Genomic DNA, 11,012 nt, shown 5'->3' with positions numbered 1-11,012 from the left:
TACCTGCCGATACCAGTGGCGGTTATCCGGTCGGGAACCTGACGCGGGATGCGCTTGTCGATCGCATTGACGGCACCGCCGATGGCGTTGCCGCCGAACAGTAGCACCGAGGGGCCGTGGAAGACGTCGATGTGATCGACCGTCAGAGGGTCGAAGACGACCGCGTGGTCGACGGAGACGTTGGAGGCGTCGAGCGAGCCGATGCCATCGGTGAGCACGCTCACGCGGTCACCGCTGAATCCGCGAAGTACCGGCCGTGAAGCACCCGGGGAAAAACTGGTCGATGAAACACCGGGGAGGGAATTCAGGATCTCGCCGATCTGCCCGCGCGTTTCGGCGACCAGCGTGTCGCCGGAGATGCTGGCCGTCGCGGCGAGCAGGCCATAGTCCGTCGGCGGATGGCCCACGACGACGATGTCCTTGCCGTCGTCCTGTCCGTCCGAATGCGCCGGCGCATGGGCGGCGTCAGCGTTGCGCGCCGTAGATGCGGCTGCCGCGGTATCCTGTGCGTGTGAGGTAGTCGGGAGCGCCACCACGCTGCATGTCGTGAGGAAGCCGGCGACAGCCAGCAGGGCGATTCGGGAAGTCTGCGTGTCCATGCGCTTCCCGCTAGTTGTGATGTTATACTATATCAATATGGAGTTTTGTGACTGCGCTGAAGCGAGCTTTACGAGCGACGAAGTGAGTGGTGGCGGGCCGAAACCTGAATTCTTCAGCGACGAGGGCGCAGGCGGGGGTTGGGCTGCAGGGTATCGACCAGCTTGAGGAAGTCGTCCACACGGATGATGCGCTCGAACTGGAAGCCGGCACGCCCTTCGTGGGCCCAGATCATGTGCGCCTCGATGCGGCCGATCACGGGCAGGCGCATTACGACGCGCTCGCCGCGATCGAGGCCGACGTCGCCCTGAACCATGAATCCCTGGGCCGAGATGTTGACGATGTGCAGGTCGAGGTCGCCAAGCTGGCGATGCTCTGCGATCACGGTGTAGTCGACCGGATGGCGCGCTGCGCGCCTCTTGTCAGTTACAGTGAGCTGCGCTCCTGCACTCATGGTACGTTGCCTTTGTTCTTTGGACCGTCAGGTGTCCATAAATGCAAATGGCAAACAATCGGTAAATCCCCCCGGTCCGAGGGTGGGTCGGACCGGGCAGGACATCAGACGCGTTTGATCACGCCATGCTTTTTCTTGCCGAGGCTGAGCTTGCGACTCTCCCCTTCGGGCACGGTGATGAGCAGGGCCGGGTCGGAGACGGCTTCGTCGTCGAGTCGCACGGCGCCTTCAGCGATCTTGCGCTTGGCCTCGCCATTGGATGCGACGAACCCCAGCGCGGTGCAGGCCGCGGCAAGGCGGACGCCTTCGGCATCGACCTCGATCGTGGGCAGGTCGTTGCCCATGCCGCCGCCGGCAAAGGTCGCCTGCGCGGTGGACGCCGCGGCGACGGCTGCATCCTCGCCGCGGCACAGCTTCGTGACTTCGTTGGCCAGCACGACCTTGGCGTCGTTGATCGCGGCGCCTTCCAGCGTTTCGAGACGGGCGATCTCGTCGAGCGGGAGGTCGGTGAAGAGGCGCAGGAACTTGCCCACGTCGCGGTCGTCGCAGTTGCGCCAGTATTGCCAGAAATCGTAGGCGGGAAGCTGGTCCTCGTTGAGCCAGACCGCACCGCCGACAGACTTACCCATCTTCGCGCCGTCCGCCGTGGTCAGCAGCGGCGTGGTGACGCCGAAGACTTCCTGCGAATCCATCCGGCGCGTCAGCTCGACGCCGTTGATGATGTTGCCCCACTGGTCGGAGCCGCCCATCTGCAGGCGCACGCCCTTGTCCTTCGACAGGTGGCGGAAGTCGTAGCCCTGCAGGATCATGTAGTTGAATTCGAGGAAGGTCATCGGCTGTTCGCGCTCGAGGCGCAGCTTCACCGAATCGAACGACAGCATGCGGTTGACCGTGAAATGGGTACCGACTTCCTGCAGTACCTGGATGTAACCCAGCTGGCCGAGCCAGTCCTGGTTGTTGACCATGACCGCGTCGGTCGGCCCGTCGCCGAACTTGAGCAGACGCGAGAAGATCGAGAAGATGCCCTTGATGTTGGCCTCGATCGTCTCGTCGGACAGCATCTTGCGGCTCTCGTCGCGGCCGGTGGGATCGCCGATGCGGGTGGTGCCGCCGCCCATGAGCACGATCGGCTTGTGGCCGGTCTGCTGGAGGCGGCGCAGCATCATGATTTGCACGAGGCTGCCGATGTGGAGCGACGGCGCGGTCGCGTCGAAGCCGATATATCCCGGCACCACCTGCTTCGCGGCAAGGGCATCGAGGCCCTCTGCATCGGTCGTCTGGTGGATGTAGCCGCGCTCGTTGAGCAGGCGGAGCAGGGAAGAGGTGTAGGTCATCGTCTCGCTTCGGCGTTGGAAATGAGCGGCGCGACTAGCACGCAAAGTATCCTATTACGATACCTGCGGCGCTGCGAAACGTCTTCCTGGCGAATCCCGATTGCCACCGGGATGGGCGAACCCGTACCCCTCCGCTATGGCTGAACTCACCTTCCACCCCGCGCATCCTCCCCTCGCCGTGCGAAGCATGGAGGCGCGCATCATCGGCTTCGATGCGACGTGGCTGCGCGTGCGCTGGAAGCTGCTGGGCGTCGGCAAGCTGGTCGTGCCCGCCTTCGCTGGCAAGGGCCGGGCCGACGGCCTGTGGCAGACGACCTGTTTCGAGCTGTTCCTCAAGGCCGGGGAGGGCACCGCCTATGCCGAGATCAACTTGTCCCCGTCCGAACGCTGGAACGTCTACGATTTCGCCGCGCGGCGCGAGGGTATGAGCGAACGGCCGATGCCGCGCGAGCCTGACTGCGCGATGCGGCTAGGCACCGACATGGCTATCTTCGACGCTGCCATTCCCGTCTCCGGGCTTCCAGATGCGCCGTGGCGCTGCGGCTTCACGGCGGTGCTGGAGGAGCAGGGCGGCCAAAAGAGCTACTGGGCGTTGGCCCATGCGAACGATGCGCCCGACTTCCACGATCCGGCTTGCTTCCTCGAAAAGGTTGCGGCACCGAGCGGCGCATGAAGTTCGGTATCGACCGCCTGCTCGCGGACCCCGCCCTGCGCCAGCCCCTCGAGGGTCGCCGCGTTTCCCTGATCGCCCATCCCGCCTCGGTGACCGAGGGGCTGGTCCATTCGCTCGACGCGCTGATCGCGGCGGGGGTAAACGTGACCAGCGCCTTTGGGCCCCAGCACGGGCTCAAGGGCGACAAGCAGGACAACATGGTCGAAACGCTGGACGAAACCGACGCGGTCTATGGTATCCCGGTCTTCAGCCTCTACGGCGAAGTCCGCCGCCCGACCGCCGCGATGATGGCGACCGCCGACGTCTTCCTCTTCGATCTGCAGGACCTTGGCTGCCGCATCTACACTTTCGTGACCACGTTGCTCTACCTGCTCGAGGAAGCGGCGCGGGAGGGCAAGAGCGTCTGGGTTCTCGACCGCCCGAACCCTGCCGGCCGCCCGGTGGAGGGCACCACGCTGATCGAGGGCCAGGAGAGCTTCGTCGGCGCGGGGCCGATGCCGATGCGCCACGGCCTGACGCTGGGCGAGATGGGCCACTGGTTCATCCGCGAGTTCAACCTCGACGTGGACTACCGCGTGATCGCCATGGAAGGCTGGCAGCCGGATGCAGCGCCAGGTTTCGGCTGGCCGGAGGACCGAATCTGGATCAACCCCAGCCCCAACGCCGCCAACCTCAACATGGCCCGTGCCTACGCCGGCACCGTCATGATCGAGGGCGCGACGGTTTCGGAAGGACGCGGCACCACCCGCCCGCTCGAAGTCCTGTTCGGCGCGCCCGACATCGACGCCAAGGCGGTGCTGGCCGAAATGCAGGCCTTCGCGCCGCAGTGGCTGACCGGCTGCGCGCTGCGCGAATGCTGGTTCGAGCCGACCTTCCACAAGCACGCCGGAACCTTGTGCAACGGCATCATGATCCACGCCGAGGGCGGTTTATACGACCACCACGCTTTCCAGCCGTGGCGGCTCCAGGCACTCGCGTTCAAGGCAATCCGCCGGCTGTACCCGGACTATTCGCTGTGGCGCGATTTCCCTTACGAGTATGAGTTCGACCGCCTCGCCATCGACGTCATCAACGGCGGGCCTGCCCTTCGAGAGTGGGTCGATAATCCCGCCTCGCTGCCGGGCGACCTCGATACGATTGCTGGAGCGGACGAGGCCACATGGCAGGCGGAGATCGCAGACCTGCTGCTGTACTGAGAAACTCGTCGTCCCCGCGAAAGCGGGGACCGCTGGCCGGGCCGCGCCCATCTCTCGGCCAGGCGCCTGCCCGCAGATACTGTCGGAGAACTATCGCCTCAAAGGTGCCCAGCGGTCCCCGCCTTCGCGGGGACGACGGGATCTTACCCCTTCTTCCGCGTCAGTTCGCGCATGGCCCTGTCCAACCCGTCCAGCGTCAGCGGGAACATCGAGCCGCCCACAAGCTCCCGGATCATCTTCGTCGAGCTCGAATATTCCCACTGCCGTTCAGGCGTTGGGTTGAGCCAGACCGTCGCCGGATAGGTCTGCACTACGCGGCTCATCCAGACCGCACCGGCTTCCTCGTTCATGTGCTCGACCGAGCCGCCGGGATGGCTGATCTCGTAGGGGCTCATCGCCGCATCGCCCACAAAGATCACCTTGTAGTCGTGCCCGTACTTGTGGAGCAGGTCCCAGGTCTGCGTACGCTGTGACCAGCGGCGCTTGTTGTCCTTCCACACGCCTTCGTAGAGGCAGTTGTGGAAGTAGAAGAACTCCATGTTATTGAACTCGCCGGTGGCCGCGCTGAACAGCTCCTCCATCAGCTTGATGAACGGGTCCATCGACCCGCCCACATCCAGGAACAGCAGCACCTTGACCGCATTGTGCCGCTCGGGCCGCATGACCACGTCGAGCCAGCCCTGCTTTGCGGTGCCCGCTATTGTGGCGTCGAGGTCCAGTTCCTCCGCCGCGCCTTCACGGGCGAATCGGCGCAGGCGGCGCAGCGCGACCTTGATGTTGCGGGTGCCCAGTTCCTTCGTGTTGTCGAGATTGGCGAACTCGCGCTTTTCCCAGACCTTCACCGCGCGCCCGTGCTGGCCTTCGCCGCCGATGCGCACGCCTTCGGGGTTGTAGCCCGAGTGCCCGAACGGCGAGGTCCCGTTGGTGCCGACCCACTTGTTGCCGCCCGAGTGACGCTTCTGCTGTTCCTCGAGCCGCTTCTTGAGCGTCTCCATGATCTCGTCCCACGAGCCGAGAGCCTTGACCTTCTCCATCTCCTCGGCGGAAAAGTAGCGCTCTGCCATCTTCTTGAGCCAGTCCTCGGGAATCTCGACCGGCTGTTGGCCGTAGTCGGTGAGGATACCCTTGAACACCTTGTTGAACACCTGGTCGAAGCGGTCGAGCAACCCCTCGTCCTTCACGAACGTCGCGCGGCTGAGGTAGTAGAACGCCTCCGGCGTCTGTTCGATCACGTCCTTGTCGAGCGCTTCGAGCAGCACGAGGTGTTCCTTGAGCGAGGCCGGAATGCCGGCCGCGCGCAGTTCGTCGATGAAGTTCAGAAACACGCCATTAGTCCTTCGGCGCGGCGGGCGGGGGAGGCTGGCAAGGCCAGCGTTCCAGTTCGGGGTCGATCGTCGCCCACGCTGGCGCCTCGTCGGTCCAGATCGCCATCTGCGGGCTCAGTCCGTGTCCTTCGTCCAGTAGGCCTAGCCGGATCGTGCGGAACTGCGGCCGCGCCGTCGAGCGGCCGAGGACGGGCGTGCCGCAGCCGGGGCAGAATTCGTGAGTAAGCACGTTGCCGCTCGCCGCGACATAGGCGTGGTCGGCCCGGGGGCCGGTGATGGTCACCGCATCGGTCGGGAACATGGCATTGTTGGTCGGCCCGCCCGCCGCGACACGCTGGCACTGGCGGCACCAGCACTGGCGGGTCGCTACCGGCTCGGCGCCGATGGTGACGGTGACCGCCCCGCAGTTGCAGCTGCCGGTGTAGGGCGCGGGCATGTCAGCCTCCCCGGCGCGTCATGAAGGCGAGCCGCTCAAACAGCATCACGTCCTGCTCGTTCTTGAGCAGCGCGCCGTGGAGCGGCGGGATGGCCTTGGCCGGGTCCTTGTTCTGCAGCACATCGAGCGGCATCTCCTCGTTCAGCAGCAGCTTGAGCCAGTCGAGCAGTTCGCTGGTAGAGGGCTTCTTCTTGAGGCCCGGCACGTCGCGCAGCTCGTAGAAGATCTCCATCGCCTTGCGCACCAGGGTCTTCTGGATGCCGGGGAAGTGGACGTCGACGATGGCTTCCATAGTCTCGCGGTCCGGGAACTTGATGTAATGGAAGAAGCAGCGGCGCAGGAACGCGTCGGGCAGATCCTTCTCGTTGTTCGAGGTGATGACAACGATCGGGCGCTCGACCGCGGCAATGTGCTCGCCGGTCTCATAGACGTCGAAAGCCATGCGATCGAGCTCGGCGAGGAGGTCGTTGGGGAACTCGATGTCGGCCTTGTCGATCTCGTCGATCAGCAGAACGGGAAGCTCGGGCGCGGTGAAGGCTTCCCACAGCTTCCCCTTGCGGATGTAGTTCGAGATGTCGTGGACGCGCTCGTCGCCGAGCTGGCCGTCGCGCAGGCGCGCCACCGCGTCGTATTCGTAAAGACCCTGGTGCGCCTTTGTGGTCGACTTCACGTTCCAGGTGATGAGCGGCGCGCCCAGAGCGGCGGCGATCTGCTCTGCCAGCACGGTCTTGCCGGTGCCCGGCTCACCCTTGACCAACAGGGGCCGGCGCAGCAGCACGGCGGCGTTCACCGCGACCTTGAGATCTTCCGTCGCGACATAATCGCTGGTGCCTTCGAAGCGCTGCATGAAGCCGTCCTGTCCGTATTAGCTATGCGATTAAGCCTTATGTGGTGCGCCGCAGCAAGACAAGATCGTCACGGCACCGAGCAAGGCGGCATGGACAACCCCGCCGTGGCGTTGCAGAGCATGGACCATGGGGGCTGATTTCCTGCGCAGGATGGACTGGCTGGACGCGGCGCGGGCGAGGGGATACCTGCGACTGCTGGCAGTGCTCAACGTCATGATGCTGGCAGCGCTGGTCCTGACCTCGCACGGCGGGATCGACCGCAACGGTTTCCTGCTCGGCAGCGATTTCGTGAGCTTCTGGACCGTGGGGCACATGCTTCATCTCGGTGCCGACCCATACGACGGTGCTGCCCACATCGCGGCGCAGCGGACATTCTTCGCCTCCGATACGGGCTATACGGCGTTCTTCTATCCGCCGTTGTTCCTGCCGTTCTGCCGCCCGCTAGGACTGCTCGGTTACTTCCCGGCGCTGGCCTGCTGGCTGATCGCGACGGGGGCCGTCTACATCGCCGCGTTGAAGGTGTGGTGGCGCGAGGCCGGCACCGGCACGCCGCTGTGGCTGCTGTTCCTCGCTTTCCCGGCCGTGCCGATAGTGATCACCCATGGGCAGACATCGTTCCTCGTAGCCGGATTGCTCGGACTTGGGGCCTGGCTGGTGCCGTCCCGGCCGGTGCTGGCGGGCGTGCTGATGGGTCTTGCCACGATCAAGCCGCAGTTCGGCCTGCTGCTGCCGCTGGTCTTGCTGCTGACCCGTGAGTGGAAAGTCATCGCCGCCGCAGCCCTGACCGCCCTGGCGCTGGCCGCATGTTCCGCGCTCGCTTTCGGGCACGAGGTCTGGCCGGACTGGCTCGCCGCGAGCGCGCGCGCAGAAGATGCCATGGCGGGGGGCGCTGTCGGCTATGCCAAGATGGTCAGTCCCTTTGCCGCCCTCAAGCTGCTCGGCGGTCGAACAGCCCTTGGTTATGGGGTGCAAGCGCTGGTCACCCTAGGCATTGCCGGACTTCTGACGTGGAGCGCTTGGGGTCGTCGCTGGTCGCCGGGACTTGCTGCCCTGACGCTCGCCGGCGCACCCTTGGCGACGCCCTTCGTGCTCGACTACGACATGGTCCTGCTGGCCTTCCCGCTGTCGTGGTTGATGAGACAGGCCCTGCTCCACGGTTTTCGCGATTGGGAGAAACTAGCAATCGTCCTGACTTTCGCGGCCCCCGCCTTCGCTCGGCCTTTGGCGATGAATGTCGGTCTGCCGATCATGCCGTTGGTGCTGGCGGGACTATTCGCTGCGATTTGGCGGCGGACTACGGCGGTTTCTGACCACGATTGCCTGCGCCATCGGTCGATCTGCTCGTAAGCGCGATATAACTGTGGGCTGTGTGCGGAACAAGGGCATGTGGGGCAAGTCCGGTTACGTCAATGCGCGCGTGATTTCACTGCGCCTGGGTGATCGAAATGTGCGGCTCAGCGGGACATTCGACGACAGAGGCGTGACCGGCCGGGCGGCGCCGTCTGCTCAATCGGTGGCTGCGAAGTAAGCAGCCGTACATGCACCCTCCCGCTACCCCAGGCAGTGGGAGGGCGTTCCGTTCAATCAGGCGTCGATCAGTTCTGGGTCGATCTCTCCGGCGCGGTTCTGGATGAACTGGAAGCGGTGTTCGGGATTTCGGCCCATCAGGCGGTCGACCAGATCCTTCACTGCGGCGCGGTCTTCGTATTCGGGGGGCAGGGTGATGCGGATGAGCGATCGGGTCGCCGGGCTCATCGTCGTCTCGCGCAGCTGCTGCGGGTTCATCTCTCCGAGGCCCTTGAAGCGGCCGACTTCCACCTTCTTGCCCTTGAACTGCGTGGCTTCCAGCTCGGCGCGGTGGGCGTCGTCGCGAGCGTAGGCCGAGGTCGAACCCGAGACCAGGCGATAGAGCGGGGGCTGGGCGAGGTACAGGTGCCCCTTGCGCACGATGTCGGGCATCTCCTGGAAGAAGAACGTCATCAGCAGCGTCGCGATGTGGGCGCCGTCGACGTCCGCGTCGGTCATGATGACCACGCGGTCGTAGCGCAGGTTGTCGGCGTTGCAGTCCTTGCGCAGGCCGCAGCCCAGCGCGAGGCCGAGGTCGGCGATTTCCTGGTTGGCGCGGATCTTGTCGGCGGTGGCGGATGCGACGTTCAGGATCTTGCCGCGGATCGGGAGGATCGCCTGGGTCTTGCGGTCGCGCGCCTGCTTGGCCGAGCCGCCTGCCGAATCGCCCTCGACGATGAACAGTTCGGTTTCGCCGCTGCCTTCGCCCGAGCAGTCCGTCAGCTTGCCCGGGAGGCGCAGCTTGCGGGCGTTGGTGGCGGTCTTGCGCTTGACCTCGCGCTCCGCCTTGCGGCGCAGGCGGTCATCCATGCGCTCCATCACCGCGCCCAGCAGCGCCTTGCCCCGGTCGAGGTTGTCGGTCAGGAAATGGTCGAAGTGATCGCGCATCGCGGCCTCGACCATGCGTGCGGCCTCGGGCGAGGTCAGGCGGTCCTTGGTCTGGCTCTGGAACTGCGGATCCCGGATGAAGACAGATAGCATGACCTCGCTGCCGGTGATCACGTCGTCCGGGATGATGTCCTTGGCCTTCTTGGCCTGCCCGACAAGGTCGGCGAAGGCGCGGATGCCCTTGGTCAGCGCGCCGCGCAGGCCCTGTTCGTGGGTGCCGCCATCGGGCGTCGGGATGGTGTTGCAGTAGTAGGAATAGGCGCCGTCCGAGTAGAGCGGCCAGGCGATCGCCCATTCAACGCGGCCTTGCTCGGAGCCGTCGTCGCCCTTGGGGAAGTCCTGCGAACCCGAGAAGAACTGGGTGGTGACGCATTCCCGCGTGCCGATCTGCTCGGCGAGGTGGTCTGCGAGGCCGCCGGGAAACTGGAACGTCGCTTCTGCGGGCACGCCGTCCACCGCGAGCGAGGGCGCGCATTTCCAGCGGATTTCGACGCCGGCGAACAGGTACGCCTTCGAACGCACGAGCTTGAACAGGCGCGCGGGCTTGAACTTCTGTTCGCCGAAAATCTCGATGTCAGGCGTGAAGGTGACCGCCGTGCCGCGCCGGTTGGGGGCGGCCCCGACACGCTGGATCGGGCCGAGCGTCACGCCGCGCGAGAATTCCTGCGCGTAGAGTTCCTTGTTGCGGGCCACTTCGACGCGGGTCTTCACCGAAAGCGCATTGACCACCGAGATGCCGACGCCGTGCAGGCCGCCCGAGGTGGCGTAGGCTTTCCCTGAGAATTTGCCGCCTGAGTGGAGCGTCGAGAGGATGACCTCCAGCGCCGACTTGCCGGGGAACTTGGGATGTTCGTCGACCGGGATGCCGCGACCGTTGTCGGTGATGGTCAGGCGGCCGGGCGTGCCAGGTTCTTCCTCCAGCACGACTTCGATGCGGTTGGCGTGGCCAGCGACGGCCTCGTCCATCGCGTTGTCGAGCACTTCGGCAGCGAGGTGGTGCAAAGCACGCTCGTCGGTGCCGCCGATGTACATGCCCGGGCGCCGACGGACGGGCTCAAGCCCCTCCAGCACCTCGATCGCGGAACCGTCATAGGATTCGCCGGTGGCGGCGGGGAGCTTGTCGAAGAGGTCGTCGGCCATGGGCGCGACTATAGGAGCCGCGCGAATCCGCAATCAAGCGCGGGTTTGGCCTTTATCCGCAGGTCACCCCGAAGATGGGTCCAAACCCGCGGCGATTCACTCTCCGAACTTGACCGGAGCGGGGCTGATGACCTTGACCGTGCCCGTTTGAACCTCACGCACTTCGAGCGCCCGCTCAACAAGGCCGCCCTTGGTGAAGCGAAACGCGCCGTCGACGCCCAGGAAACCGCCGGGGAACGCCTTGGTGTCGCGCAGGGAATCCGCGGGGAAGCGTGTACCCGGCTTCCAGTCGCGCGCGACGCGGAGGGTGAGGAGGACCGCGTCGTAGCCGAGCGTCGCGATGCGGAACGGCTGGCCGCCGAAGCGCGCGCGGTAGCTCTTGGAGAACTGGCCGAAGCGCTGGTCGGAAACGGTGGCAAACCATGCGCCGGCAAGCGCGGGGGTAGTCGCCAGTTCACGCTCGCCGCTCCACAGTTCGGTGCCGAGCAGGCGTACACCGCCGGGCGCGCCCTTCGCGCCCTTGAACGCCGTGGCGGCTCGGGCGGAGAGGCTGCC

General features: G+C 65.4%; 11 protein-coding genes and 1 pseudogene. 4 read left to right on the top strand and 8 right to left on the bottom strand.

From position 1 onward, the window contains the following. The 3 genes from PMI02_RS14360 to tyrS all read right to left on the bottom strand — a co-directional run. Positions 1–599: TonB-dependent receptor plug domain-containing protein (locus PMI02_RS14360; RefSeq protein WP_007683972.1), on the bottom strand; the 599-nt coding region annotated here is incomplete at its 3' end. 113 nt (positions 600–712) lie between these two features. Then, positions 713–1,051: a PilZ domain-containing protein gene (locus PMI02_RS14355; RefSeq protein ID WP_007683971.1), complete on the bottom strand. Its 339-nt coding sequence runs from the start codon at positions 1,049–1,051 to the stop codon at positions 713–715. A gap of 104 nt (positions 1,052–1,155) precedes the next feature. Beyond that, positions 1,156–2,385 carry a tyrosine--tRNA ligase gene (gene tyrS / locus PMI02_RS14350; RefSeq protein ID WP_007683970.1) on the bottom strand — a complete coding sequence of 410 codons (1,230 nt, stop codon included), beginning with the start codon at positions 2,383–2,385 and terminating at the stop codon, positions 1,156–1,158. A 136-nt stretch (positions 2,386–2,521) separates the two neighbouring features. Here tyrS and PMI02_RS14345 point away from each other — a divergent pair, with 136 nt between their 5' ends. Both PMI02_RS14345 and PMI02_RS14340 read left to right on the top strand, forming a co-directional pair. Continuing rightward, positions 2,522–3,058, top strand: a complete 537-nt coding sequence (locus PMI02_RS14345; RefSeq protein ID WP_036503917.1) for a DOMON-like domain-containing protein — start codon at positions 2,522–2,524, stop codon at positions 3,056–3,058. Further along, positions 3,055–4,254 (top strand): exo-beta-N-acetylmuramidase NamZ domain-containing protein, encoded by a 1,200-nt coding sequence (locus PMI02_RS14340; protein ID WP_007683968.1) that lies wholly within the window; start codon positions 3,055–3,057, stop codon positions 4,252–4,254. The genes PMI02_RS14345 and PMI02_RS14340 overlap by 4 nt, the downstream gene beginning before the upstream one ends. Before the next feature lie 143 nt (positions 4,255–4,397). Here the strand turns inward: PMI02_RS14340 and PMI02_RS14335 are convergent, their stop codons facing one another. From PMI02_RS14335 to PMI02_RS14325, 3 genes are read right to left on the bottom strand one after another with little or no spacing between them, the layout of a single operon-like run. Beyond that, positions 4,398–5,579, bottom strand: a complete 1,182-nt coding sequence (locus tag PMI02_RS14335) for a VWA domain-containing protein (protein ID WP_007683967.1) — start codon at positions 5,577–5,579, stop codon at positions 4,398–4,400. Positions 5,580–5,583: 4 nt separating this feature from the next. Next, positions 5,584–6,015, bottom strand: a complete 432-nt coding sequence (locus tag PMI02_RS14330) for a GFA family protein (RefSeq protein WP_007683966.1) — start codon at positions 6,013–6,015, stop codon at positions 5,584–5,586. A gap of 1 nt (position 6,016) precedes the next feature. Further along, the gene (locus PMI02_RS14325) at positions 6,017–6,862 is read right to left on the bottom strand and encodes a MoxR family ATPase (RefSeq protein WP_007683965.1); all 846 of its coding nucleotides are present in this window, start codon (positions 6,860–6,862) and stop codon (positions 6,017–6,019) included. Between the two features lie 127 nt (positions 6,863–6,989). Between PMI02_RS14325 and PMI02_RS14320 the strand changes: the two genes are divergently transcribed. Both PMI02_RS14320 and PMI02_RS27155 read left to right on the top strand, forming a co-directional pair. Then, entirely contained in the window at positions 6,990–8,210 is a 1,221-nt protein-coding gene (locus tag PMI02_RS14320; protein ID WP_007683964.1) for a glycosyltransferase family 87 protein, read from the top strand. 37 nt (positions 8,211–8,247) lie between these two features. After that, complete coding sequence (locus PMI02_RS27155) at positions 8,248–8,391, top strand: hypothetical protein (RefSeq protein WP_157222525.1); 144 nt, start codon at positions 8,248–8,250, stop codon at positions 8,389–8,391. A gap of 56 nt (positions 8,392–8,447) precedes the next feature. Here the strand turns inward: PMI02_RS27155 and parE are convergent, their stop codons facing one another. Together parE and PMI02_RS14310 are read right to left on the bottom strand one after the other, a co-directional pair. Further along, the gene (gene parE, locus PMI02_RS14315) at positions 8,448–10,457 is read right to left on the bottom strand and encodes a DNA topoisomerase IV subunit B (protein WP_007683963.1); all 2,010 of its coding nucleotides are present in this window, start codon (positions 10,455–10,457) and stop codon (positions 8,448–8,450) included. A 96-nt stretch (positions 10,458–10,553) separates the two neighbouring features. After that, a pseudogene (locus tag PMI02_RS14310) lies at positions 10,554–11,012 on the bottom strand (penicillin-binding protein activator); the annotation flags it as partial.

The sequence above is a fragment of the Novosphingobium sp. AP12 genome, from assembly GCF_000281975.1.
GTDB lineage: Bacteria > Pseudomonadota > Alphaproteobacteria > Sphingomonadales > Sphingomonadaceae > Novosphingobium.
Note: the sequence above shows the minus strand (reverse complement) of the source record. Positions and strands in the feature narration are given on the sequence as shown.

Coding starts and splice junctions, on each gene's coding strand:
- PMI02_RS14355 (WP_007683971.1), bottom strand. CDS start 1,051: ATGAGTGCAGGAGCGCAGCTCACTGTAACTGACAAGAGGCGCGCAGCG.
- tyrS (WP_007683970.1), bottom strand. CDS start 2,385: ATGACCTACACCTCTTCCCTGCTCCGCCTGCTCAACGAGCGCGGCTAC.
- PMI02_RS14345 (WP_036503917.1), top strand. CDS start 2,522: ATGGCTGAACTCACCTTCCACCCCGCGCATCCTCCCCTCGCCGTGCGA.
- PMI02_RS14340 (WP_007683968.1), top strand. CDS start 3,055: ATGAAGTTCGGTATCGACCGCCTGCTCGCGGACCCCGCCCTGCGCCAG.
- PMI02_RS14330 (WP_007683966.1), bottom strand. CDS start 6,015: ATGCCCGCGCCCTACACCGGCAGCTGCAACTGCGGGGCGGTCACCGTC.
- PMI02_RS14325 (WP_007683965.1), bottom strand. CDS start 6,862: ATGCAGCGCTTCGAAGGCACCAGCGATTATGTCGCGACGGAAGATCTC.
- PMI02_RS14320 (WP_007683964.1), top strand. CDS start 6,990: ATGGGGGCTGATTTCCTGCGCAGGATGGACTGGCTGGACGCGGCGCGG.
- PMI02_RS27155 (WP_157222525.1), top strand. CDS start 8,248: ATGTGGGGCAAGTCCGGTTACGTCAATGCGCGCGTGATTTCACTGCGC.
- parE (WP_007683963.1), bottom strand. CDS start 10,457: ATGGCCGACGACCTCTTCGACAAGCTCCCCGCCGCCACCGGCGAATCC.